Below are 24,910 nucleotides of genomic sequence, written 5' to 3'. Positions count from 1 at the left end.
ATGCTACGCAGGCGCATGGAGCCGCTGAGGCGGATCGATCGGCTAGACGGGCGGACGGCCCGACGAGGGCGAATCGTTGCCGCAGGATCGGCGCGGCAGGCGGGGTGGAGAGGCCACAAACCTGCGAGAGGCGGGCGGCTGCAACAAGGAAACGGACAGGTGGCGTATTACTGGAATCAGTGTGCTCATCGTCTTACCCTCCATGGGCGGATCCAGTTCGTCGAGGCCGGTTTTCGACCTTTGCCGGGGCAGTGCCAGGGTGGCAACAACGGGATCGCCGTGAGATGTTGGACCATTAGGAGTCATGATCAACACCTTCGTTCCGCACAATCAATCGGCTTTTCCAGTTCTGCTGAAGCAGTCGGCCGAGGGCTTGCAACGGAGTTTTTTGTTTGGGTTGGAAGAAAGCAGGTTGTGTGCCATTGCGTAAAAACATGTATCAAAAAAGTAACAATATGAAATTTAAAGTAATAGTTTCACGGGTGTGAAGCGTTGAATATTTTTTCGTTCGGGAGTCCGAATCGAACAAATGATTCGTGTTCGGAAAACCGACTGCCTGATGGACAACAACCGTCGAAAACGGTTGCCAGGCCGCCCGGCGGCCCGCGGAACAAGATGTCGGGTTTGTGAGCCGTGTCTCATTCGGATTCGCGGGTCGCAGGCGGCAACCGATCAGGCGAGCGGTTTTTTCAGCTCAGGGGAACACCTTCAACTCCTGGAAATTGCGTCCGACAAAGGTCAGCATGTTTTCCGAACCACTGGTCCAGAAGTCGTAGTTGTGCTCACCGGGACGGGTCGAGAAGCGATTGGGCACCCCCAGCTTGTTCATTTCCGCATGCAGGACGCTGTTGCCGGTGAAGAACCGGTCGTCGGTGCCGCAGTCCAGGTAGTAGCGGGTCTTCCTGATGTCCTCGACCGGCAGGGTCTTGAGCAGGTTCAGCGCGTTGTAGGCCAGATAGTGCGGGTTGATGCGTGCCTGGCCTTGCAGACCGACACCCCAGCCATGGCCGTAGCGCCGTTCGTAACCGGCGGTGTCCATGTCGATGATCTGCTCGTCGGTGCGTAGCGCCGCACTCATCACGGCGACGGCGCCAAAGCTGTCGGGATGCTTGAAGGCATAGATCAGCGAGCCGAAGCCACCCATGGACAGGCCGCCGATGGCGCGGAAGCGTTTCTCCTTGAGCACTCGGTATTTCTTCTCGATATCGGGCATGAACTCGTTGAAGAACATGTCCTCCCAGCGAAACTGCCCGTCGGCGTCGTTCATGTAGAAGGTGGCGTACTGGTTGGCCTCGTTGCGCAAGGCATCCGGGGTGACCACGATCATTGCCGGGATCTTGCCCGCGCGGATCAGCCGATCCAGCAGGTTGCCCAGGTTGTCCTGCATGAACCAGTCGTTGTAGCGCCCGTCATCGCCGCCGTGCAGCAGGTAGAGGATCGGGTAGGAACGCGTCGACTGCTGGTAGTCCGGTGGCAGGTAGACGGTGTATTTGACGTCCTTGGAAAGGATCTTGCTCTTGATCGATGAGGTGTCATCGATGGTGCCCATGTCCGCCCGGGCCGGTGCGATGCCGCACAGCAGCAACAGGCTCAGGAGCAGGCCGGCCAGTACGGCCTTGGCCGGCGTCCGGGGGCGGGAGTTTTCGTCGAACCACGCAAGTTGCATAACACGCTCTCCGTTCAAGGGGATGATGGCAACGATGGGTTTCGTGCCGCTGGCAGGGGTCGCAGGTTCCACGCCAGTGTCGGATCGCGCTGTGGGGATAAACGATGTCGGTGCCGCGTTCGGTCAATCGGCGAAGCCCTCGGGCGGCCAGCGGGCGGCAGGGAGTGGGCGAAGGCTTGCCGGGCCGTTCCGGCATTCGGTCAGGTCGCCGGCCACGACAGGCCGGGCAGGGCACCGGCAATACGCCGGCGTTGCCCGGAGCTGCGCCATTGTGTAGCAAGGTAGCAGCTCTTGGCCTCGATGGCTCCGGGCCGCATCCCGTCGCTCAGGCCACGGCACGACCTGTGGTGGCGTCCCTGGCCGCACCGGGCTGGCCGATCAGCAGGTCTTCGAAGAAGCCGCCAACCGGTTCGGTGGGATGGCTCAGCTGGATTTCCAGGACCCAGACCATTTCGCTGGGGACGATCTCGATATCCGCCAGGTTGGCCGGGCCGTGCAAGGCATGGGGAAAGTCGGACAACCGATGGCCGGCGATATTGCGTTCCAGCACCCAGCCCCTGGCGGCCGCGCTGGCTTCGGCGAAGTCATACAGGCCGCGACCGCTGAGGCCATTGCACCAGGCCTCGCGGCTCTCCTCGAAGACCTCGTGCAAGGCTTGCACGCAGGCCTGGTGCAACGGGTGCTCACCGAAGACAAAGGTGTCGCCGTAGTCGCCTTCGTAACCGTCCCAGACCGGACCGAGGTCGACCACGGCGATATCGCTCGCTTGCAGGCGGCGTTGCAGGTCGACGCCCTTGCGCGGGACATGCACGGTGTCCGGACCAAAACGCACGTAGGTCGGGTGCCAGGTATGGGAAGCGCCCATGGCCTGCAGGTGCTGGTTGGCCATTTCCAGGGCTTCGGCGGTGGTCATGCCGACCCTGAGCTTGCTGGCGATCTGCGCCAGGGCCCGCATCGACTGTGCACGGGCGGCGAGCATACCGTCCAGCGAGTAACGCGGGCCGACCTTTTCCCAGACCGGGTCCAGCGGCTTGAGCCGCCGGACATTGCCCAGGCTGCCGCTGGGCACGAAGGCCTCGGCGACAAAACGCTGCTCCGGCAAGCCGGCGGCCAGGCACTGTGCGCGCACGTCGGCGATCATCCGGCTGTTGCCGCAGGCGTAGACCTGGGCGTCCGCCCAGCGATGGGGGTGCTGCAGGGCCGCTTCCTGCAAGCGGGCCTGCGTCGACAGTACCGGGAACCAGCGCAGCCGCGGCTGGGCGGCACAGGCGGCATCGAGGAATTCCCGATCATAGAAGTCCGCCACTTGGGCACCGCCCCAGTACAGGCTGACGTCGGCACCTTCGGCCAGGGCCATCAGCAGCAGTGGCTTGATCCCGGCGTAGCCGGTGCCGGTGGCGAACAGCAGCACCGGGCGTTCACCGTCGGGTTGCCAGGTACAGGCGCCGAACGGGCCTTCCAGGTTCAAGCGCTGGCCACCTTGCAGGGCCTCGAGGATGCCCTCGGAAAACACCCCGCCGGGCACCCGGCGAATATGGAAGACCAGTCGGCCCTGCTCCAGTTGCGGCAGGTTGGCCACGGAAAAGCAGCGGCTGTCGCCGTCGGCCAGGCGGAACTTGAAATACTGGCCGGCCCGTACCTGCAGATCGTCGGTTTCGGGCTGCAGCACCAATTCGACGATATCGTCGCTCAGTGCCCGCTTGCCGGCGACCACGGCACTGATTTCCAGGGTCGGCGTGTCCAGCGACCAGCCAGGGATCGCCAGGCGCATATCGGCACAGGCATGGCTCTGGCACAGCAGCATTTCATCCGCGGCCAGCGGGTAGGAGGGCGCCGGTTCGTTCGCACCGAGCATCTTGCCCCGGTGCTGGCCGTCGAGCACCTTGACCTTGCAGGAGCCGCAGGCACCACGGCGACAGGAGAACGGCACCGGCAAGCCGCTGGCGAGCATGGCATCGAGCAGCAACTCGTCGCCGGCACTGAAGGTTTTGCCCGAAGGCGACAGCTCGATGACATGGCGATGTTCGTTCATAAGGACCTCGGCGCGGATAAGGTCCTCATTGTTGCGATAGACTAGGACCATGAGAACCTCCAGTTTTGGATAATTCAGATGGTCCAGCTACGTAAATGGCGCCCCTTGCTCAACCTCGATGCCAGCCAGGGCCAGGCGTCCTACCGCAAGATTGTCGAAGGCCTGGTCACGGCAATCCGCGAGGGGCGGCTGGCCCCCGGCAGCCTCTTGCCGGGCACCCGGGAAATGGCGCAACTGCTCGACGTCAACCGCAAGACAGTGATCCTCGCCTATGAGGAGGCCATCACCAAGGGCTGGCTGGTCAGCGAGACGCGCCGGGGCACTTTCGTCAACACGCAGCTGGAAACCCCGCCGTCGAGTCGCGACGTGCCGCAGGATTTCGTCCCGCGCCTGCTCTCGGAGCCGACGGTGCCGTACCTGACCCCGGGCCCGCGGGACAGGGCGATGCAACGGTTGCCCGAGGCCCTGTTCTTCGACAATGGCGCCTCCGATCATCGATTGCTGCCCCAGGCGGTGCTACATCGCTATTATCGCAATTCTCTACGCGACACCTTTACCTCCAACACCGTACGCCATGGCAGCGAGGGCACCGGTTACCTGTTGCGCGCGGCATTGGCCGATATGCTGCGCAACAATCGCGGCCTGTCGGTGACGGCGGAGAATATCTGCCTGACCCAGGGTGTGCAGATGTCGCTGTACCTGGCGGCCAGTGCATTGATCAAGCCGGGTGACGTGGTAGTGGTGGAGCGCCTGAGTTATCCGCCGGCCTGGGCGATCTTCCGGGCCCTGGGGGCACGACTGGTTACCGTCGATATCGACGACGAAGGCTGCCAGGTCGAGCAGCTCGACGGCCTGTGCCAACTGCACCGGGTCCGGATGATCTACCTGACACCCCATCACCAGTTCCCGACCACGGTCAGCCTGCGCGCCGAGCGTCGACAGAAGCTGTTGGCCCTGGCCCAGCGCCACGATTTCTGTGTGATCGAGGAAGACTACGATCATGAGTACCATTTCGAGGGCCGGCCCTACCTGCCGCTCGCCAGCGATACCCGGCAACGCCATGTGATCTATATCGGTTCGCTGTCCAAGCCCCTGGGCTCGACCTTTCGCTGCAGCTACGTGGTGGCGCCGGTCAATGTGATCGAGGTGCTCAACCGCAGCGCCACCCTGATCCTGTCCCAGGGCGATGCGGTGATGCAGAAGATGCTCGCCGACCTGATCAATGACGGCGAACTGAAGAAGCACCTGCGGCGGGTCTCGAAGACCTATCGCCAGCGCCGCGAAACCTTGCAGGAATGCCTGGCGGCAGCGTTTGGCGAGCGTATCGCCATCCGTAAACCGGAAGGTGGGCTGGCGCTGTGGGTCGGTTTTGACAAGAGCCTTGATGTCGACCGGCTGGTGGTGGACGCCCTGGAACACAACCTGGTGGTGCGCAGCGGTCGCCTGTTTTCACCGATGGACCAGCCGGAGAATGCCTTGCGCCTGGGGTTCGCCTCGTTGGACCAGGATGAAATCCACCGGGCCGTGCAACGCCTGGCACAGGCTGGCAGGGGGGCGTCGGGATGACCGCGCCGAGACCAGGCCCTGGCCGCCGCTCCAAAGGAAGGGCGGCCAGATCACCTCAAGGTCAAGGTTGCAGCAGGATCGCTTCGGCCAGGTCCTGGTCACTGGCCCGCAGGCCCGGATGTTCCTGGCGGATCTGCTTCAGGGCCGCTTCCAGGTAGGCACCGCGAATCGCGCCGCCGCTGGCAATGAAGCTGGAGGCGTCATCGTGGGAAGGCGCCACCATCTTCTTGTCCTTCTTGAAGGTGGAATAGAGCGAGGCGGACACCCCGGCCGAGGTCGCCACATCGCCCGCATCGACCCCGGCCACGGCATAGCCGGCGGGGAGCAAGAGGGCAACGGAAAGAACCAGCACTGCGCTACGCATGATCCTGCACTCCTGAAAAGAGGGAGGTTTCCCTCAGTAGAGCGTAGTTGCTGGCCACTGGCGGGGGTTGCCCGCTTATCGGACACGGCCCGTCAGGGTTGCAGGGATTTCCAGGCGGCCTCGGCCAGTTCACTGCGGTAGGTTCGCGGGGAGCTCTGCACGCGCCCGGCCAGCCAGGCCCGGCAGTAGTTCTCCGCCGGGCCGACAATCAGCGACAGCAGCAGCTCCCTCGGCACGCCGCTGACCTCATCCGCGTCGCGGGTGGCGCCCAGCCAGTCGCGCAATTGCCGGTTGCGGGCCTTGTTACGGGTAGCCAGCTCCTCGGCGAAAGGGCCCTTGCTCACGACAAAGCGTGCCTGGAACTGAAAACGCGCCCACTGCGGCTGTTCGTCGACCCAGTCCACATAGCTGTAGACCAGTCCCTGCAGCACTTCCTTCAGTGTCCGGGCCTCGGCCAGGAAGGTTTCGCGCAGCCGCGCCTGGTCTTCCAGCGCGGTGAAGAACAGCGCGGCCACCAGTCCTTCCTTGTTGCCGAAATGGTGGTAGATCGCACCCACGCTGGTATCGCAGGCGGCACGGATGGTTTCGATGGTGCTGGCTTCGATGCCCTGTTCGTTGAAGCACGACAGGGCCTGGCGCAGGATCGCCCGTTTCAGTTCGGCCCTGCGGCCCGGGTAGCAGCGTTCCAGCAGATCGGGGTTTTCCATGGGCAATAACCTGACCGTTCGCAAAGGGGCCCCTGGGCCCGGTTCAAGAATGGCCTAGCTTGACAGTTTTTCCGCTAACAGAATATTGTTCTTTTACAGAATATTATTCTGTAAAGCCATTCACCCACCAAGAAGGTCACAAAATGAGCCAGTTCCTGAGCATGTTCACCGCTGCCGGTCCGGAAAAATTCAGCCAGATGGCCTGTCAGATGGCACCGTACTTCAGCACCATCAATCCCTTGATCAGCGAGTTGCGTGCCGGACATTCGGTGGTGCAGGTGCCGTTCCGCCGGGAAATCACCAACCACCTGGGCACGGTCCACGCCATTGCCCTGTGCAACGCCGCCGAACTGGCGGCTGGGGTGATGACCGATGTGTCGATTCCCGAAGGCGCGCGCTGGATTCCCAAGGGCATGAGCGTCGAATACCTGGCCAAGGCCAAGACCGACGTGCGCACTGTCGCCGACGGCAGCGCGGTGGACTGGCAAACGCCGGGGGACAAGGTGGTGGCCGTCGAGACGTTCGACGAGGCGGGCGTGAAGGTGTTTGCCGCGCAGATCACCATGAACGTCAAGCTGGCCTGAGCCTGTCGCGGTGTCGAAGGGTACATGGGCAGCGCCCGTGCTCATGTGCCATTTTGTCGCACCAACCGACGCAGGCCGGGTGACAGTGTTAAATTGCCTGCCCATGACCTCCTTTCTTCCCCATCGAACCTTCAGGCGCCACGCCGGAGCCTGGCTGAGCCTGCTCGCCATGCTGCTGGTGTTCGCCGGGCCGTTGATCGGGCAGGGGGCGGGCCAGGCCCATGGCCCGCAGGTGGACCTGAGCGATATCTGCGGCGATCTGCCAGAGGGCTACGTCGCCGGCGCCGACCTGGCGTCCCAACGCAGTACCGATCCGGCCCCCCACCATATCCAGCTCTGGGAAAAGTGCGGCTACTGCTCGCTGCTGTTCCAGCATCCGGCGCTGGCTGACTCCCATGCCACCCTGGGTTACCTGGGCATCCGACCGATCAGCTTCCCGGCCCTGACATTCACTGCGCAACAGGCCGCCGCGCCGATCTTTCCAGGCTCCCGCTCCCGGGCGCCACCGCAGTTGCGCGCCTGACCTTCATTGCCCATCGCTGTCGGCGCCCGACCTCGAACGCTCCTCGCCGGAGTTCCCGCGTCACGACAGCTTGCGTTGCATACCTGCGTTACAAAAAGGCTACCTAGAGGGCCCTTTACATGAATGAGTTACTGACTCGCCGCCAGGTCGTTGCCGGCCTCGGGCTCCTGAGTCTTGGATTGCTGGCCGGTTGCGACAGCTCGCCCAAACTGTCGTACAAGTACGGCAAGGACCTGAGCGACGAAATCCTCGGGCGCAAGTTCAAGCTCAAGGACACCCAGGGCAACGTCACCATGCTCGGCAGCTTCGGCGGGATGATGCCGATGATCTTCTTCGGCTTCACCCAGTGTCCCGCCGTGTGTCCCACGGCACTGGCCCGTGCCGCCCGCGCCAAAAAACTGATGGGCCCCGATGGCGACCGCTTGCAGGTGGTGTTCATCACCGTCGATCCGGAGCGCGACACCCCCCAGGTGCTCGACGCCTACGTCAAGGCCTTCGACCCGAGCTTCGTCGCCCTGTACGGCACCCTGGAGGAAACCGCGCAGACGGCCAAGGAGTTCAAGGTGTTCTACGAGAAGATCCCTGCGGGCTCGACCTACACCATGTCCCATACCGCTACCAGCTTTGTCTACGACACCCGCGGCCAACTGCGCCTGGGGCTGTCGCCGTCGTTGTCGGCCCAGCAATGCGCGGACGATCTGCTCACGGTCATGTCAGTCTGCTGACCGACTCTAGAATTATTCGAGATATTGAAATGAACTCTTTGAAATATATTGCTTTTTCCATTCTTGGAACGCTCAGCTTGCACGCTTCCGCGCAGACCCTGGTGGAAGATGCCTGGGTTCGTGCCACGGTGCCGGGACAACCTTCTACCGGTGCGTTCATGCGTATTACCTCGACCGAGGGCGGCAAGTTGCTCGAGGCCAGGTCGCCAGTGGCCAAGACCGTGCAGATCCATGAATCCAAGATGCAGAACGACATCATGAGCATGGAGCCGGTGGACTCGGTAGCGCTGCCGGCCGGCAAGGCGGTCAGCATCGACCCCGAGGGCTATCACGTGATGCTGATCGACCTGGTCGGGCAGGTGAAGGAGGGCGACAGTGTCCCACTGACCCTGGTGGTGGAGAACGCCAAGGGGGTCAAGGAGTCGGTCGAGGTCAAGGCCACCGCCCGTGCGCTCAACGAAATGCCCATGCATGATCATGGTGATATGCACTGAGGCTTTCTGCCCTGTGGGAGCCGGCTTGCCGGCGAAGAGGCCCTAGGGTCTTGCGGCGTCTATCCCGGCGCTTTCGCCGGCAAGCCGGCTCCCACAACTGAATCGCCCCTCGTCGCGTTCATGTTGTATCACAGTGTGTACAGATAACCCTTTGATACACCATGCAACTTATCGGGCGATCCGGGACACTTCCCGGATACATTCCCGCGCTTAACTGCTCCCGTTCAAGGCCCCGAGTTTCCTCGGGCTTTCCCGTCATGCGGAGTGCAGTCCATGTTCAAACAAGCCCAAGCCAGCCTGCGGACCCTGCGCCAGATCGCGCGCTCGATGGTCGGCGTGCCGGATTACGATGCCTATGTCGCCCTGATGGCGAGCCGACACCCGGAACAGCCGGTGATGAGCTACGAGGTGTTTTTCCGCGAGCGCCAGGAAGCGCGCTACAACAGCCGCAAGTGCACGACACGTTGCTGCTGAAACGGCGCACCAACCTTCGGCGGGCAAACGGGAAACGATGATATGAAATGGCTTTATGCAGGTTTGTTGGGCGCTGGCATGGCGTTGTCGGTGGGTATCGTGCTGGCGACGCCGGGTTCGTCCGGTGAGGCCGCCCAGGAAAATGCCTCGCCCATCTATGGCGTGACCATCCCTGACGGCTATCGCCAGTGGGAGCTGGTGGCACCGTCGCTGCAAGGTCCGCCGCTGAACGAACTGCGCGTGATACTCGGCAACCCCACGGCGCTCAAGGCCTACCGGGCGAACGATACCTTGCCGTTTCCGGACGGCACCGTGCTCGCCAAGCTGGCCTGGAAGCATATGCAATCGGCGGAAGCCGCGGCTGCCCTGGTGCCGGGAGAGGCGACCACCGTGCAATTCATGGTCAAGGACTCGAAGAAATATGCCAGCACCGGCGGCTGGGGTTTTGGCCGTTTCATCAACGGCAAGCCGGCGGACGTGACCCAGCATGAAACCTGCTTTGCCTGCCATCAGGCGCTGGTAAAGGACCGGGACTACGTCTTCACCCGACTGGCCCGGTAACGCTTCCGATCTTGTGACGCGGAGCGTCACTGGCTGCATTCCCACGCAGAGCGTGGGAACGATCAGCGCCTGCTCTCCATCGATCGCTCCCACGCTCCGCGTCCGCCTCCCTGACGAGGAGCCCCAGCCCGTCCAACGCCCCTCAGCAAAAATCCCTGATCGATCGTTCCCACGCTCCGCGTGGGAATGCCGCCCAGGACGCTCCGCGTCCGCTTCCCTGACACGGAGCCCCAGCCCGTGCGCAACGGTCTTCAGCAAAAAATCCCCTGATGAAACGTTTAACCTTTGATGAAATCGCCTGCGCAAGCGCTTGCGTAAACAATTTTATCTGATTACATTTTATTTCAATCAGGTCGGCCAGGGCATGTTCCCCGGTATGGCTCAGGTATAAAAATAAAAATTCCGGGTGTAAAAATGGATCTCTTGCTGGATCAGGTATTACGCTTTTTTTGCCGTTCTCCTCAGCCGCCCGCGCTGACCGTCGCCGCGAGGGCCTGTCCATGAGCCCTGCCGCAATCCCTGTTCCGCTGCTCGAAATGCACGGTATCTCCAAGACCTTCAACGGCCTGCGCGTACTGAAAAACGTCGGCCTGAAAGTCTATGCCGGGGAAATCCACGCGCTGATGGGGGAAAACGGTGCCGGCAAGTCGACGCTGATGAAGATTCTCTCCGGCGCCTACCAGGCCGATGCCGGCGGTGAAATCCGCATCGGCGGCCAGGCCATCGCCAGCTTCGACCCGAGCACGGCCAAGACCCATGGCATTGCCGTGATCTACCAGGAACTGAGCCTGTGCCCGAACCTGAGCGTGGCCGAGAACATCTATCTCGGCCGCGAGCTGCGCCACGGCTGGACCATCGACCGCAAGGCAATGGAAGCCGGTTGCGTCGAAGTGCTGGCGCGCCTCGGTGCCGAGTTCAAGGCCGCGACCCTGGTCAGCAGCTTGTCCATCGCCGAACGCCAACTGGTGGAAATCGCCCGGGCCCTGCATGCCCACGCCCGGATCCTGGTGATGGACGAACCGACCACGCCGCTGTCTTCCCGGGAAACCGACCGCCTGTTCGCGCTGATCAAGCAATTGCGCGAACAGGGCCTGGCAATCATCTATATCAGCCATCGCATGGCCGAGATCTACGAACTGTCGGACCGCGTCTCGGTGCTGCGTGACGGCGAGTACGTCGGCATGCTGGAGCGCGACGGGCTGTCGGCGGAAACCCTGGTCAAGATGATGGTCGGTCGCGACCTGTCGGGTTTCTACAAGAAGGAACATGCGGCCTACGCCCCCGGAGACGTGGTCATGCGGGTGCGCGACATGGCGGACGGCAAGCGCGTACAGCCATGCAGCTTCGACCTGCATGCCGGCGAGGTGCTGGGGATTGCCGGACTGGTGGGGGCAGGGCGCACCGAACTGGCCCGGCTGATCTTCGCCGCCGATCCGCGCCTTGCCGGCACCCTCGAAGTCGCGGGACGGCCGGTAACGCCCTTGCGCCACCCGACGGATGCGATCCGTGCCGGCGTGGTCTACCTCACCGAGGACCGCAAGGCCCAGGGCCTGTTCCTCGACATGAGCGTGAACGACAACATCAATGTCTGTGCCTGCGTCCCCGATGCCTATGCCGGTGGCGTGCTCGACCGCGCCAGCGCGGCACGGCGCGCGGTGGCCGCGATCAAGTCGCTGTCGATCCGGGTCGCCTCGGGCAAGGTCAGTGTCGGCGCCCTGTCCGGCGGCAACCAGCAGAAGGTACTGCTGGCGCGCCTGCTGGAGGTCAAGCCCCATGTGCTGATCCTCGACGAGCCCACCCGGGGCGTGGATATCGGCTCGAAATCGGAGATCTACCGGATCATCAACGAACTGGCCAAGGCCGGCGTCGGCATCCTGGTGATCTCCAGCGAACTGCCGGAAATCATCGGCACCTGTGACCGCGTGATGATCATGCGTGAAGGCCGGCTGGTGGCCGAAGTGGGCGGCACGTCGGGTCGGGAAATATCCCAGGAAGCCATTATCGAACTGGCCACCGGTGGCGAGCAGGTGGCCGCCCATGGCTGACTCCGGCAATCCGCAACGGCCCATCCCTCAACAGAAACCCGTGGAGACGAACACTATGGCGCTGACCGTAGGCAATCCGCTGCAAACGATCGGCAAGGGGGAACGCATGCGTGAACTGATGCGCACGGTGGGCATGCTGCCGGTACTGATCCTGCTGCTGGTGGGTTTCGCCCTGGCCAGCGAAAACTTCATGACCGTGCAGAACCTGTCGATCATCACCCAGCAGGCCTCGGTCAATGTGGTGCTGGCCGCCGGCATGACCTTTGTCATCCTCACCGCCGGCATCGACCTGTCGGTGGGCTCGATTCTCGCCGCTTCGGCGGTGGTGGCCCTGCAGGCCTCGTTGTCGCCGCAGTTCGGCATGCTCGGGATCCTCGCCGGGGTCGGCTGCGGCCTGTTGCTGGGGCTGGTCAACGGCGGGTTGATCGCCTTCATGCGTCTGCCGCCATTCATCGTCACCCTCGGTGCCCTGACCGCCATGCGTGGCCTGGCCCGGCTGCTGGCCGACGACAAGACCGTGTTCAACCCCGACCTGCCATTCGCCTTTATCGGCAACGACTCGATCCTCGGCGTGCCCTGGCTGGTGGTGATCGCGGTGTGCGTGGTCGGGCTGTCGTGGTTCATCCTGCGCCGCACCGTGATCGGCGTGCAGATCTATTCAGTCGGTGGCAACCCCGAAGCGGCCCGGCTGTCCGGGATCAAGGTGTGGAAAGTGCTGCTGTTCGTCTATGCACTCTCCGGCGCCCTGGCGGGACTGGGCGCGGTGATGAGCGCCTCGCGCCTGTTCGCCGCCAACGGCCTGCAACTGGGGCAATCCTACGAACTCGATGCGATTGCCGCGGTGATCCTCGGCGGCACCAGCTTTACCGGCGGCGTCGGCACCATCGGCGGCACCCTGATCGGTGCGCTGATCATCGCCGTGCTGACCAATGGCCTGGTGCTGCTCGGCGTCTCCGATATCTGGCAGTACATCATCAAGGGCATCGTCATCATCGGCGCGGTGGCCCTGGATCGCTATCGCCAGTCCGGAGCCCGTACCTGACGGGCCTCACGAATACCGACGTACAGACGCTTCAACAATAATCACAAGAGAGCAATCATGAACTTCAAACGCATGTTTCCCGCTGTCCTGTCCCTGAGCCTGGCCGCGTTGCTGTCCCAGGGCGCCTGTGCCCGTGAACTGAAATCGGTGGGCATCAGCCTCGGTTCGCTCGGCAACCCGTACTTCGTGACCCTGGCCGATGGCGCCAAGGCCCGGGCGCTGGAGCTGAACCCGAATGTCAAGGTCACCTCGGTCTCGGCCGACTATGACCTGAGCAAGCAATTCACCCAGATCGACAACTTCATCTCCGCCGGCGTCGACCTGATCCTGCTGAACGCGGTCGATCCGGCGGCCATCGAGTCGGCCATCAAGAAAGCCCGCAAGGCCGGGATAGTCGTGGTCGCCGTGGACGTCAACGCCCGGGGTGTGAATGCCACGGTGCAGACCGACAACGTCGAGGCCGGCAAGCTGGCCTGCCAGTTCATCGTCGACAAGCTGGCCGGCAAGGGCAATGTGATCATCCAGAACGGCCCGCAGGTAACGGCGGTCACCGACCGCGTCAGTGGCTGCAAGGCTGCGCTGGCCGCGGCACCGGGGATCAAGGTGCTGTCCGATGACCAGGACGGCAAGGGCTCCCGTGAAGGCGGCCTGAACGCCATGCAGGGCTACCTGACGCGCTTCCCGAAAATCGACGGTCTGTTCGCCATCAATGACCCGCAGGCCATCGGCAGCGACCTGGCCGCCAGGCAACTGAAGCGCAGCGGCATCATCATCACCTCGGTGGACGGCGCGCCGGATATCGAGAACGCGCTGAAGACCGAGACCTCGATCCAGGCCTCCGCCAGCCAGGATCCCTGGGCCATGGCCCAGACCGCGGTGACTATCGGCAACGACCTGCTCAATGACAAGCCACCGGCCCAGGAAGTGACCCAACTGACGCCGAAGCTGATCACCCGCGACAATGTCGGTGCCTACACCGGCTGGTCCAGCAAGCATTGAGTCGATAAGGGGAGGGAGGCAGCAACGTGGTGACCATGGATGACGTGGCGAAGATCGCCAGGGTCTCGACCTCGACCGTCTCGCATGTGCTCAACGGCACACGCAAGGTCAGCCCGGCGACGGTGCGGGCGGTCGAACTGGCGATCGAGCAACTGGGCTATATCCCGAACACGCTGGCCCGCTCGCTGGCGCGTTCGCGAACCCATACCATCGGCGTGGCGATCTCGGCGCTGTCCAACCATTACTTCAGCGAAACGGTGCACGCGATTGAAACCGAGTGCGCCAAGCACGGCATCATGATGCTGTTCGTCGATACCCATGACGATCCCGAACAGGAACTGCGGGTGGTCAAGGCGCTGCATCATCGACGGGTCGATGGCATCCTGCTGGCGCCGTCGAGCGGTTCACGGGCACTCGCTCTCGACTACCTGCTGGAAAACGAGATTCCGGCGGTCCTGGTCGACCGCCTGGTCACCGCGGGCTTCGACCAGGTCGGCGTGGAAAACCGGCGCTCGACCGAGGAACTGGTCAGGCACCTGATCGACCATGGACATCGACGCATCGGCTTCATTGCCGGTCGCCCGGGCTTCAGTACCACGGACGAGCGGGTCGAAGGCTATCAGGCGGCGCTGGACAAGGCCGGACTGTCCTTTGATCGCGCCTTGCTGGTCAACGGCGGTTCGAACAGCGAACCGGCGCGCCTGGCCACCGCGCAACTGCTGGCCCTGCAATCGCCACCGACGGCAATCATGGCCGCCAACAACCTGATGACCCTGGGTGCCATGCACGCCTTGCGTGATGCCCAGGTCGAAGTCCCCGGACAGATGGCCCTGGTCGGCTTCGACGATTTCGACTGGGCCGACTTCTTCGTCCCGCGCCTGACCCTGATCGCCCAACCGGTCAAGGCCCTCGGGGCCGAGGCTGTCAACCTGTTGCTCAAGCGCATTGAAACCCCCGAGGCGCAACGGCAGACCGTACACCTGGCCCCGACCCTGCGGATTCGCAACTCATGTGGCTGCCCATAGGCGGCCCGCTGGATGGAAGTGAATGTAGATGAGCAGTCCCGTCTCCCTCGGCATCGACCTCGGCACCTCGGAACTCAAGGCCATCCTGCTGGATGGCGACGGCAGCGTACTGGGCCATGCCGGTGTCCGCCTGACGGTGGCGCGCCGACAGGGCGGCTGGTCCGAGCAGGACCCGCGGGACTGGTGGCAGGCCTGCCTGGCGGCCCTGGCACAACTGCGCCAGGCCCAGCCCGACGCCTATGGCCGCGTCCGCTGCATCGGCCTGTCGGGACAGATGCATGGCGCGGTGCTGCTGGGCGACGACGACCGCGTGCTGTACCCGGCGATCCTCTGGGATGACTCGCGGGCCATGGCCCAGGCCGAAAGCCTGGGCCGCGACTACCCGGAGTTTGCCGAAGTCACCGGCAGCTTGCCGATGGCCGGCCTGACGGCGCCGAAACTGCTCTGGCTGCAACAACACGAGCCACGGGTATTCCAGGCGATCGATTGTGTCCTGTCGCCCAAGGACTACCTGCGCCTGTGCCTGAGCGGCGAACGCATCAGCGATGTCTCGGATGCCGCCGGCACCTTGTGGCTGGATGTCGCCCGCCGCGACTGGTACGCGCCGATGCTCCGCGCCACCGGGCTTGAACCGGGGCAGATGCCGCGACTGGTCGAGGGGCCGGCGGCCTGCACCGTACTGAACGCACCGGCGGCGTTGCAGATCGGCTTGCCGGCCGGGTTGGTGATCGCCGGAGGCGGCGGCGACAACCCGGTCTCGGCGGTCGGCATCGGCGCGGTCAACGCGGGCGATGCCTTTGTCACCCTCGGCACCAGCGCCGCCATCGTCGCGATCACCGACCACGCGGCGGGCAGTCCCGCCAGTGCGGTCCACAGTTTCTGCCATGCCCTGCCGCAACGCTGGTACACCATGGGCGCGATGCTCGCCGGGGCCAGTTGCCTGCGCTGGGTCACGCGCCTGCTGGGCTTTGCCGATGAGGCCGCGCTGTTGCAGCAGATCCAGGCAACCCTGCCCATGGATCGGCCGGTGCCGTCCGACAACCCGCTGTTCCTGCCTTACCTGGCCGGCGAACGCACACCCCATGACGACCCGTTGCTGCGCGGCGGTTTCATGGGCCTGGGGCATGACTGCGTGCCGGCGATGCTCGGCTATGCAGTGCTCGAAGGGGTCGGCTTTGGCTTGCTGGATGCCATGAACGCCGTACTGTCGGCCGGTGCGACCGTGGAGCGTTGCGCGCTGGTCGGGGGAGGGGCTCGCAGCGAGTACTGGGCACAGTTGCTGGCCAATATCCTCGAACGGGAAATATTCACCCTGCAGGGCAGTGAACTCAGCGCCTGCATCGGGGCCGCCAAACTCGGCTTCCTGGCCATGGGGCAGGGCGCCGAACTGTCGCAGGCGGGACTGCCGGTCAAGGCCCGCTACTTCCCCGACGCAGGTCAACGATCGGTCTTGCAGAGCCGTTATCGAAAATTCCGGGGGTTGCTCCCGGCGGCCAAAACACTGCGCGGGCAAATGTAACTTTATATTCCCAGGCAGTGAAAATCATGGTTATTATCCACCCGCGCCGAGGGCCACAATCCCTGCCGGCGTAAAGGACTGCCACAGGTCGCCACAGACCGGGCAGTCGCAGCCGATCGGGTCGACCCTAGCGCTGTCATCCCCGCGCAGGTTCGTCACCAATCGTTGATCCTCCAATGGAATGAGAGGCTTGAATTGGTCAGAGAACCGGACACCGCGCTTATCCAGCAACTGTTCGAATCCCAGGTACTGCGTGATCCCTCGGCCCCGGCGCTGGGTTTCATGGGCCAGGTCCTGAGCTACGACCAACTCAATACCCGGGCCAACCGCCTGGCGCACCATCTGCGCTCACTCGGCGTCGGGCCCGACACACGGGTCGCCTTGTGCCTGGAGCGCTCGCCGCAGATGCTGGTCGGCGTGCTGGCAGTGCTCAAGGCCGGCGGCGCCTACGTCCCCCTCGATCCCGCTTATCCCGCGCAACGCCTGGCGCACATGCTCGCCGATTGCGCGCCGCGACTGCTCTTGACCCACGCGACGACGCACGATGGCCTGGCGACGGCCCTGGAGTCCCTGGCGGCAGCACCCGCGGCCCTGGAACTGGCAGTGCTGGATCTGCGGGACGAATCCGCCTGGGCCGAGTGCCCGACGGACAACCCGCCTGCCGAAACTCTCGGCCTGCACGATCGCCACCTGGCCTATGTGATCTACACCTCCGGCTCGACCGGCACGCCCAAGGGCGTGATGGTCGAGCATCGCGGGCTGGTCAACCTGGCCCGGGTCCAGGGCCCGCTCTTCGCGGTCGGCCCCGGATCCCGCGTGCTGCAATTCGCCTCGTTCAGTTTCGATGCCTCGGTATTCGAATGGGTCATGGCCCTGACCCACGGCGCCTGCCTGGAAATCGCCGAACCCGGCACCTTGCTGCTGGGCGACAGCCTGGCGAGCCTGCTGCGCGAGCGCCATATCAGCCACGCGACCCTGCCACCGCTGGTACTCGCCGGGCTGGGCGAACCGGGCGCATTGCCGGCGCTGACCACGCTGGTATTGGCCGGCGAATCGCCGAACCCGGCACTGGCGGCGAGCTGGGCGGCAGGGCGGCGCCTGTTCAATGCCTACGGACCGACCGAAACAACCATCTGGGCCACGGTGTATCGTTGCAATGAACAGCACGACCCTGATTGCCCGGTGCCCATCGGCGAACCAATCGACCGGGCCAGTGTTGTCCTGCTGGACGAGTCGGGCGCTCCGGTGCGCATGGGCGAAGTCGGCGAGCTGTTTATCGGCGGCATCGGCGTGGCGCGGGGCTACCTGAACCGCGCCGAATTGAGCGCCGAGCGATTTGTCGACAGCCCCTTCGTGGCGGGTGAACGGCTGTACCGTACCGGCGACCTCGCCCGATTCGACGCCGACGGCCAATTGCTGTTTCTCGGGCGCTGCGATTTCCAGGTCAAGGTCCGCGGATTCCGCATCGAGCCCGGTGAGATCGAAGCTTGCCTGGAGCGTCTGCCGGGAGTCGAAGAAGCCCTGGTGATCGCCCGCGAGGACACACCCGGCGAACGCCGGCTGGTGGCCTACTACCTGGCGGACAGCGAGATCAGCCCACGCCGGTTGCGTGAGCACGCCCGCCTGACATTGCCCGCACATATGTTGCCGGCGGCCTGCGTGCGCCTGCCGCGGTGGCCGCTGAACAGCAACGGCAAGCTGGATCGCCAGGCTCTGCCGGTGCCGGATGCCGCGGCGTTGATCAGCAGCGCATACGTGCCACCGCGGAGCGAGCTGGAACAATGGCTGGCCGATATCTGGGCCGAGGTGCTGAAGGTCGAGCGGGTCGGGCGCGAGGACAATTTCCTCGCCCTCGGCGGTGATTCCCTCAGCGCCCTGCAGATCAGCGTGCGGGTTCGCGAGCAGGGCGGGCGCATCCTGCCGCTCAAGAGCCTGTTTCTCGAAAGCACGCTGCACCAGGTGGCACAGCGGCTGAGTGAGCCGATGACGGAGAGTGCGTCGCAAGCGCCGGCCACTGTCGGGGCCTCGCCGATCGCACCGTTGTCCTACCAGCAGAGTGGCGTCTGGTGGTTGAACAAGGTGTCCGATGCCCGTGCCTATCACGCCCAGAGCGTGATCAGTATCCAGGGCCATATCGAGGTGGCGCTGCTGCAGCGCTGCCTGGACGAGATCGTCGCCCGCCACGAGATTTTCCGCACCACCTTTCACGCCGATGGTGAAGGCGTGCCGTACCAGCGCATCCATGAGCAGGCCCGTGCCGCGCTGACCTGCATCGATATTCCCGCGGACGACGAGCCGGCCTTCAACGCCCGGGTCAGCGCAGAGGTACAGCGCGACATCGACGTGGCGAGCCTGCCGCTGGTGCGCTGGCTGTTGGTCCGGCGCGGCGTCGATTCCTACGCGCTGGTGCATATCGAACACCATTTCGTCCACGACGGCTGGAGCGCGAACCTTTTTCTCGAGGAACTGCTGCACCTCTATCAGTTTCATCACGGCGAGCGCCAGGACCCGTTGCCCCCACCGGGCGCGCAATACGGCGACTATGCTCGCTGGCAACAGAGCGCGGCGGCCGAGGCCGAGTACGACCGGCAGTTGCTGTTCTGGAAGGAGCAACTGCGCGACGCCCCCTTTACCCTGCCGTTGCCGACCGACTTTCCCCGACCGGCCCAACGCAGCGGCCGCGGCCGGCAACTGCGCTGCGAGCTGCCCGCCGCCCTGGCCGCGAAACTGCGCCAGTTCAGCGAGGCCGAAGGGGTCACGGTCTTCACCACCTTGTTCACAGTGTTCCAACTCTGGCTGGGACGGCGCTGCGGCATCGAGGACTTCCTGGTCGGCTCGGCGGTGGCCAACCGCAAATCGGTGGCTCATGAACGCTGCCTGGGGATGTTCGTCAACAGCGTGGTGATTCGCGCCGATCTCAGGGGCGCGCCGAGCTTTCGCCAACTGCTGCGGCGCACCGCCGAGCGTGCGCTGGATGTCTACGACCACGAAAGCCTGCCCTTCGAAAGGCTGGTGCGCGAGTTCCAGCCCAGCCGCTCGCTGTCGCGCAACCCGCTGTTCCAGGTGGCCTTCAGTTTCCACAACTCGCAGACCCCAGCGCTCAAGGGACCGGGATTCGATCTCTCGCTGTTCGAGGCCTACAGCAACCAGACCGCGAAGTTCGACCTGGAGGTGGTGCTGATTCCCCGGGGTACCCGGACCGGCAACTCCGACAATCCGGACACGCTGTCACTGCTGTGGAACTACTCGGTCGATCTGTTCAAGGAAGACACCATGACCCGTCTGCGCGACAACTACCTCGATCTGCTCGGACAGTGCCTGGAAGCACCCGAGCGTCATCTCGACAGTGACTCGGTGATCGGTGCCGAGGAACGCCATCGCCTGTTGGAAGAATGGAACAGGGTGACCCCGCCGAGTGAACCGCCGCGTTGCCTGCAGCAGTTGTTCGAAGAACAGGTGGCGCGCGATCCCTGGGCCCCGGCGGTCAGTTGCGAAGGCCAGACCCTCGGCTACCGCGAGTTGAATGCCCGGGCCAACCGACTGGCGCGGCATCTGCGTACCCTCGGCGTCGGTCCCGATGTGCTGGTGGGCCTGTGTGTCGAACGTTCCCTGGACATGCTGGTGGGACTGCTGGCGATCCTCAAGGCCGGCGGCGCCTATGTGCCGCTGGACCCGGTCTACCCGAGCGAGCGCCTGCACCTGTTGCTCGCCGACAGCACGCCGGCGGTGGTCCTGACCCATGCGCCAGCCCGGCCCAGCCTGACGGCCGCCTGCAAGGGGCTGGCGAACAAGCCACGGCTGCTGGACCTGGAGGCCGACGCCACGCGTTGGGCCGAGCGTCCCGACGACAATCTCGACCCGCGGGAAACCGGCGTGAGCGCGAACCACCTGGCCTATGTCATCTACACCTCCGGCTCCACCGGCACGCCCAAGGGCGTGATGATCGAGCATGCCCAGGTGGCCCGCCTGTTCACCAGCACTGCCGCGCAGTTCCATTTCGACAGCGACGATGTCTGGACCCTGTTCCATTCCTTCGCCTTCGACTTCTCGGTCTGGGAAATCTGGGGGGCGCTGCTCCATGGCGGACGCCTGGTGATTGTCCCGAGCCTGACCAGCCGGACCCCGGCGGACTTCTACCAACTGCTCTGCGAGCAAGGTGTGACGGTCCTCAACCAGACTCCGAGCGCCTTCCGCAGCCTGCTCGGCGCCCAGGCCCGCAGCGCGGCGGCTCACAGCCTGCGCTACGTGGTGTTCGGTGGCGAGGCGCTGGAAACCAGCGCGCTCAAGCCGTGGTTCGCCGACCCGCGCAACAGCGACACGCAACTGGTCAACATGTACGGCATCACCGAAATCACCGTGCACGCGACCTATCTGGCCCTGCGCGCCGAAGATGCCGAGCAGCCCGGTGCCAGCCCCATCGGCCGGCCGCTGGCGGACCTGCGTTGCTACCTGCTCGATCCTGCCGGGCAGTTGCTGCCGGTCGGTGCCGAAGGCGAGATCCATATCGGCGGGGCCGGGGTCGCCCGGGGCTACCTGAACCGCGAAGCCCTGACGGCCGAACGCTTTGTCGACAATCCCTTTGTCGCCGGCGATCGCCTGTACCGCACCGGCGACCTGGCCCGCTATCGGCCCGACGGCAGCCTGGAGTTCCTCGGACGCAACGATTTCCAGGTGAAGATCCGCGGTTTCCGTATCGAGCTGGGGGAGATCGAGGCCTGCCTGGGCCGCTGCGCCGGCGTGCGCGAAGCGGTGGTCATCGCCCGCGAGGACCAGCCGGGAGAGCCGCGCCTGGTGGCCTACTACACGGCCGCCGAAGGGGCCGTGCCCAGCGTCCGCGAACTGCGCGCGCAACTGGCGGCGGCGCTGCCGGAGCATATGGTGCCGGCCGCCTATGTCGGTCTGGAGGCATTGCCGCTGACCGCCAACGGCAAGCTCGATCGCCGGGCGTTGCCGGCGCCTGATGACAGCGCCTTCGGCACCCGGCCGTTCAGCCCCGCGCAGGGGCCGGTGGAAATCGCCCTGGCCGAGGCCTGGGCCCATGTGCTCGGGCGCGAACGGATCGGCCGCGACGACAACTTTTTTGCCCTCGGCGGCCATTCCCTGTCGGCCCTGCGGGTGCTCGAACGCCTGCGCCGCCAGGGCATCGAACTGGATGCGCGGCTGATGTTCAGTGCGCCGGTGCTGCGCGAGCTGGCCGCCGGGGTCGAAGTGGCCGAAGTCGCGGCGCCGATCCCGGCCAACGGCATTGTCCAGGGCCTGCCGATCACGCCCGAGCGCTTGCCGCTGGCGACACTGGACCAGGCGCAGATCGATGCGATTGTCGCCACGGTGCCCGGTGGTTCCGACAATGTGCAGGATATCTACCCGCTGTCGCCGCTGCAGGAGGGCATGCTGTTCCACCACCTGATGGCGCGCAATGGCGATCCCTATCTGCTCTGGAGCCTGATGAGCTTCAGCGACCGGGCGACCCTGGAGCGCTATGTCCAGGCCCTGGAAACGGTGATCGGGCGCCATGACATCCTGCGCACCTCGATCTTCTGGGACGACCTGGAACAGCCGGTACAGGTGGTCTGGCGCCAGGTCGGCACACTGGTCGAGGAACTGCGGCTGGATCCGGCCGGCGGCGATATCGCCGGACAACTGCGTCAGCGCTTCGACCCCCGGCATTATCGCCTGCCCCTGGACCGGGCACCACTGATGCGCATGATGGTCGCCCGGGACGACGCCAACGACCGCTGGCTGGGCCTGCGCCTGTTCCATCACATCATCGACGACAACACGTCGCTGAAACAGCTGAACGCCGAGGTCGAGGCGGTCCTGGGCGGTAACGCCGACAGCCTGTTGCCGGCCTTGCCTTATCGCAACTTCATTGCGCAACGGGTGAAGGGTGGCGACCAGGAGGCCCAGGAGCAGTTTTTCCGCGGCATGCTGGCCAGCGTCAGCGAGCCCTCCGCACCGTTCGGCCTGCTCGATATCCAGGGTGACGGCAGCGGCGTCGGCGAAGCCCGGCTGCAGTTGGCCGGCGATCTCGGCCAGCGCCTGCGCCAGGCCGCCCAGGCCTTGGGCGTGAGCCCGGCCAGCCTGTTCCATGTCGCCTGGGGGCAGGTGGTGGCCCATACCTCCGGACGCCACGACGTGGTGTTCGGCACGGTGCTGTTCGGGCGCCTGTACGGCGGCGAGGGGGCCGAACGCATTCTCGGCCCATTCATCAATACCTTGCCGATCCGCATCGATCTCGCCGCCGAAGGCGTGGCGGCCTGTGTCCGTCGCACCCATCGGCTGCTGACCCGACTGTTCGAGCACGAACACGCCTCGCTGGCGCTGGCCCAGCGCTGCAGTGGCATCGCCTCGCCAACACCGTTGTTCACCACCTTGCTCAACTACCGGCACAGCGAGCGGGCCACCGAAGGCGGCGACTCGACCTCCGGCGCCTGGAAGGGCATCGAGGTACTGGGCGGCGAAGAGCGCACCAACTATCCCCTGGTGCTGGCCGTGGACGACAGCGGCGAGGGCTTCCGGATCGGCGCCCAGGTCTGTGCGGCCCTGGATGCACAACGCACCTGCGCGATGATGCAGCGTGCCCTGGAAAGCCTGGTCGCCGCCCTGGAACAGGCACCGCAGGGCGCGGTCGAGCGCCTGGATATCCTGCCGGCGAACGAGCGCCGGTTGTTGCTGGAAGAGTGGAATCCACCAAGCCGCGTGGTCGCGGACCACCGCTGCCTGCACCAGGGTTTCGAGCGTCATGCCGCCGCCCAGCCCGAGGCCCCGGCGGTCAGCTTCGAGGGCGCGACCCTCGGCTATGGCGAGCTCAATGCCCGGGCCAACCGCCTGGCCCATTATCTGCGCGGGCGCGGCGTCGGGCCCGAGGTGCGGGTCGGCCTGTGTGTCGAACGCTCGCTGGACATGCTCGTGGGCCTGCTGGCGATCCTCAAGGCCGGCGGTGCCTATGTGCCGCTGGACCCGGCGTACCCCGGCGAACGGCTCAAGCACTTGCTGACCGACAGCGGCGTGCCGCTGGTGCTGCGGCACGAGGCGACCCGCAGCGTGCTGGAGGACGCCGTGCAAGGACTGGCGGCGGTCCCCGAGTGCATCGACCTGGACAACGCGCAGGCCTGGGCCGGGTGCCCGACGGATAACCTCGAGGCCCAAGAGATGGGCCTCAGTGCGAGCAGCCTGGCCTATGTCATCTATACCTCGGGTTCCACTGGCACACCGAAGGGGGTGATGATCGAGCACAGGCATGTCGCCCGCCTGTTTGCCAGCACCGCCGGGGCATTCGCCTTCAATCGCGACGATGTCTGGACATTGTTCCATTCCTTTGCCTTTGACTTCTCGGTCTGGGAAATCTGGGGCGCGTTGCTCCACGGTGGGCGCCTGGTGATCGTGCCGGGCCTGACCAGTCGCAATCCGCAGGACTTCTACCAGTTGCTCTGCGAACAGCGGGTGACCGTGCTCAACCAGACGCCCAGTGCCTTCCGTGGCCTGATCGCTGCCCAGGCCCGCGGCCCGGCCACCCACAGCCTGCGCTGCGTGGTGTTCGGCGGCGAAGCGCTGGAACCGACATCACTCAAGCCCTGGTATGCCGACCCGCGCAACAGCGATACGCAACTGGTCAACATGTACGGCATCACCGAAATCACCGTGCACGCCACCTACCTGGCGCTACGCCCCGAAGATGCCGAACGGTCCGGCGCCAGCCCCATCGGCCGACCGCTGGCGGACCTGCGCTGCTATCTGCTCGACACCCTGGGCCAACTGGTGCCGGTCGGCGTCGCCGGTGAAATCCATATCGGCGGGGCCGGGGTCGCCCGTGGCTACCTGAATCGCGCCGCCCTGACCGCCGAGCGCTTTATCGACAATCCCTTTGTCGCCGGCGAGCGCCTGTACCGTACCGGCGACCTGGCCCGCTACCGGGCCGACGGCAGCCTGGAGTTCCTCGGGCGCAACGACTTCCAGGTGAAGATCCGTGGCTTTCGCATCGAACCGGGTGAAATCGAAGCCTGCCTGCGACATTGCGCCGGCGTGCGCGAGGCCGTGGTCATCGCCCGCGAAGACCAGCCGGGTGAGGTACGCCTGGTGGCTTACTACAGCGAGGCGGAAAACACGCCGGTCGACGTCGCCGCGCTGCGTGAACATGTGGTGGCGCGCTTGCCCGGCCATCTGGTGCCGGCCGCCTACGTCCGCCTGGACATGCTGCCACTGACCGCCAACGGCAAGCTCGACCGCCAGGCCCTGCCGGTGCCGGGCGCAGGCGCGTTCACCGGGCAGGGGTTCGTCGCCCCGAGCACACCGATCGAAGCGGCGCTGGCCCGGATCTGGTGCGAGGTGCTGCGCTGCGAACGGGTCGGCCTGACTGACAACTTCTTCCATCTCGGCGGCCATTCGCTGCTGGCGACCCGCATCGTGGCGCGGATCGAAGACCTGCTGGGCATCGACTTGCCGATGCGGGTGCTGTTCGACCATCCGACGATCGAAGCGGTGCTCGACCACCTCTTCACCCAGGCGCAGGAAACCCGCGCCTCACCCTGAAAGCCGGCGACCGGCCCGGCCCTGGTGGCCGGGCACCGATGCCCGGGGCAGACGC

16 protein-coding genes and 1 pseudogene are annotated in these 24,910 nt (G+C 65.0%); 13 read left to right on the top strand and 4 right to left on the bottom strand.

All coding sequences use genetic code 11. The annotated features are described in order from the left end of the window. Positions 1 to 694 precede the first annotated feature (694 nt). Both HX881_RS02460 and HX881_RS02455 read right to left on the bottom strand, forming a co-directional pair. Positions 695 to 1,666: an alpha/beta hydrolase gene (locus tag HX881_RS02460; RefSeq protein ID WP_017128402.1), complete on the bottom strand. Its 972-nt coding sequence runs from the start codon at positions 1,664 to 1,666 to the stop codon at positions 695 to 697. A 325-nt stretch (positions 1,667 to 1,991) separates the two neighbouring features. Then, on the bottom strand, positions 1,992 to 3,776 hold the full coding sequence (locus HX881_RS02455; RefSeq protein ID WP_177083194.1) for an NAD(P)H dependent flavin oxidoreductase family protein: 1,785 nt from the start codon (positions 3,774 to 3,776) through the stop codon (positions 1,992 to 1,994). On the opposite strand from HX881_RS02455, the gene pdxR reads away from it, so the two are divergent. Further along, positions 3,777 to 5,264, top strand: coding sequence for a MocR-like pyridoxine biosynthesis transcription factor PdxR (gene pdxR / locus HX881_RS02450; RefSeq protein WP_177082559.1), 1,488 nt, complete (start codon positions 3,777 to 3,779; stop codon positions 5,262 to 5,264). It begins immediately after the preceding gene. Positions 5,265 to 5,325: 61 nt separating this feature from the next. Here pdxR and HX881_RS02445 read toward each other — a convergent pair whose 3' ends face one another. Both HX881_RS02445 and HX881_RS02440 read right to left on the bottom strand, forming a co-directional pair. Continuing rightward, on the bottom strand, positions 5,326 to 5,628 hold the full coding sequence (locus tag HX881_RS02445; protein WP_103032922.1) for a DUF2388 domain-containing protein: 303 nt from the start codon (positions 5,626 to 5,628) through the stop codon (positions 5,326 to 5,328). A 92-nt stretch (positions 5,629 to 5,720) separates the two neighbouring features. Further along, complete coding sequence (locus tag HX881_RS02440; protein ID WP_017128398.1) at positions 5,721 to 6,335, bottom strand: TetR/AcrR family transcriptional regulator; 615 nt, start codon at positions 6,333 to 6,335, stop codon at positions 5,721 to 5,723. 143 nt (positions 6,336 to 6,478) lie between these two features. Here HX881_RS02440 and HX881_RS02435 point away from each other — a divergent pair, with 143 nt between their 5' ends. The 12 genes and pseudogenes from HX881_RS02435 to HX881_RS02380 form a co-directional block, all read left to right on the top strand. After that, complete coding sequence (locus tag HX881_RS02435) at positions 6,479 to 6,919, top strand: hotdog fold domain-containing protein (protein ID WP_017128397.1); 441 nt, start codon at positions 6,479 to 6,481, stop codon at positions 6,917 to 6,919. A 103-nt stretch (positions 6,920 to 7,022) separates the two neighbouring features. Continuing rightward, the gene (locus tag HX881_RS02430) at positions 7,023 to 7,442 is read left to right on the top strand and encodes a DUF2946 domain-containing protein (RefSeq protein WP_177082557.1); all 420 of its coding nucleotides are present in this window, start codon (positions 7,023 to 7,025) and stop codon (positions 7,440 to 7,442) included. Between the two features lie 119 nt (positions 7,443 to 7,561). Beyond that, positions 7,562 to 8,167 (top strand): SCO family protein, encoded by a 606-nt coding sequence (locus HX881_RS02425; protein ID WP_042936414.1) that lies wholly within the window; start codon positions 7,562 to 7,564, stop codon positions 8,165 to 8,167. Between the two features lie 29 nt (positions 8,168 to 8,196). Then, positions 8,197 to 8,661 carry a copper chaperone PCu(A)C gene (locus HX881_RS02420; RefSeq protein WP_042936412.1) on the top strand — a complete coding sequence of 155 codons (465 nt, stop codon included), beginning with the start codon at positions 8,197 to 8,199 and terminating at the stop codon, positions 8,659 to 8,661. A gap of 273 nt (positions 8,662 to 8,934) precedes the next feature. Further along, positions 8,935 to 9,135: a YbdD/YjiX family protein gene (locus HX881_RS02415; RefSeq protein ID WP_017128393.1), complete on the top strand. Its 201-nt coding sequence runs from the start codon at positions 8,935 to 8,937 to the stop codon at positions 9,133 to 9,135. Between the two features lie 42 nt (positions 9,136 to 9,177). Then, positions 9,178 to 9,696: a cytochrome P460 family protein gene (locus HX881_RS02410; protein WP_177082555.1), complete on the top strand. Its 519-nt coding sequence runs from the start codon at positions 9,178 to 9,180 to the stop codon at positions 9,694 to 9,696. 500 nt (positions 9,697 to 10,196) lie between these two features. After that, complete coding sequence (locus tag HX881_RS02405) at positions 10,197 to 11,741, top strand: sugar ABC transporter ATP-binding protein (RefSeq protein ID WP_246356430.1); 1,545 nt, start codon at positions 10,197 to 10,199, stop codon at positions 11,739 to 11,741. Positions 11,742 to 11,796: 55 nt separating this feature from the next. After that, complete coding sequence (locus HX881_RS02400) at positions 11,797 to 12,783, top strand: ABC transporter permease subunit (RefSeq protein ID WP_017128390.1); 987 nt, start codon at positions 11,797 to 11,799, stop codon at positions 12,781 to 12,783. A 57-nt stretch (positions 12,784 to 12,840) separates the two neighbouring features. Next, entirely contained in the window at positions 12,841 to 13,782 is a 942-nt protein-coding gene (locus HX881_RS02395; protein WP_177082553.1) for an ABC transporter substrate-binding protein, read from the top strand. Positions 13,783 to 13,808: 26 nt separating this feature from the next. Continuing rightward, positions 13,809 to 14,807 (top strand): substrate-binding domain-containing protein, encoded by a 999-nt coding sequence (locus HX881_RS02390; protein WP_177082551.1) that lies wholly within the window; start codon positions 13,809 to 13,811, stop codon positions 14,805 to 14,807. 28 nt (positions 14,808 to 14,835) lie between these two features. Further along, positions 14,836 to 16,326 (top strand): xylulokinase, encoded by a 1,491-nt coding sequence (gene xylB, locus HX881_RS02385; protein ID WP_177082549.1) that lies wholly within the window; start codon positions 14,836 to 14,838, stop codon positions 16,324 to 16,326. A gap of 231 nt (positions 16,327 to 16,557) precedes the next feature. Next, a pseudogene (locus tag HX881_RS02380) lies at positions 16,558 to 24,855 on the top strand (non-ribosomal peptide synthetase); the annotation flags it as partial. Positions 24,856 to 24,910: the final 55 nt, after the last annotated feature.

It is taken from the genome of Pseudomonas gingeri, assembly GCF_013386115.1.
GTDB lineage: Bacteria > Pseudomonadota > Gammaproteobacteria > Pseudomonadales > Pseudomonadaceae > Aquipseudomonas > Aquipseudomonas gingeri.
Note: the sequence above shows the minus strand (reverse complement) of the source record. Positions and strands in the feature narration are given on the sequence as shown.

Coding starts and splice junctions, on each gene's coding strand:
- HX881_RS02460 (WP_017128402.1), bottom strand. CDS start 1,666: ATGCAACTTGCGTGGTTCGACGAAAACTCCCGCCCCCGGACGCCGGCC.
- pdxR (WP_177082559.1), top strand. CDS start 3,777: ATGGTCCAGCTACGTAAATGGCGCCCCTTGCTCAACCTCGATGCCAGC.
- HX881_RS02445 (WP_103032922.1), bottom strand. CDS start 5,628: ATGCGTAGCGCAGTGCTGGTTCTTTCCGTTGCCCTCTTGCTCCCCGCC.
- HX881_RS02440 (WP_017128398.1), bottom strand. CDS start 6,335: ATGGAAAACCCCGATCTGCTGGAACGCTGCTACCCGGGCCGCAGGGCC.
- HX881_RS02435 (WP_017128397.1), top strand. CDS start 6,479: ATGAGCCAGTTCCTGAGCATGTTCACCGCTGCCGGTCCGGAAAAATTC.
- HX881_RS02430 (WP_177082557.1), top strand. CDS start 7,023: ATGACCTCCTTTCTTCCCCATCGAACCTTCAGGCGCCACGCCGGAGCC.
- HX881_RS02425 (WP_042936414.1), top strand. CDS start 7,562: ATGAATGAGTTACTGACTCGCCGCCAGGTCGTTGCCGGCCTCGGGCTC.
- HX881_RS02420 (WP_042936412.1), top strand. CDS start 8,197: ATGAACTCTTTGAAATATATTGCTTTTTCCATTCTTGGAACGCTCAGC.
- HX881_RS02415 (WP_017128393.1), top strand. CDS start 8,935: ATGTTCAAACAAGCCCAAGCCAGCCTGCGGACCCTGCGCCAGATCGCG.
- HX881_RS02410 (WP_177082555.1), top strand. CDS start 9,178: ATGAAATGGCTTTATGCAGGTTTGTTGGGCGCTGGCATGGCGTTGTCG.
- HX881_RS02405 (WP_246356430.1), top strand. CDS start 10,197: ATGAGCCCTGCCGCAATCCCTGTTCCGCTGCTCGAAATGCACGGTATC.
- HX881_RS02400 (WP_017128390.1), top strand. CDS start 11,797: ATGGCGCTGACCGTAGGCAATCCGCTGCAAACGATCGGCAAGGGGGAA.
- HX881_RS02395 (WP_177082553.1), top strand. CDS start 12,841: ATGAACTTCAAACGCATGTTTCCCGCTGTCCTGTCCCTGAGCCTGGCC.
- xylB (WP_177082549.1), top strand. CDS start 14,836: ATGAGCAGTCCCGTCTCCCTCGGCATCGACCTCGGCACCTCGGAACTC.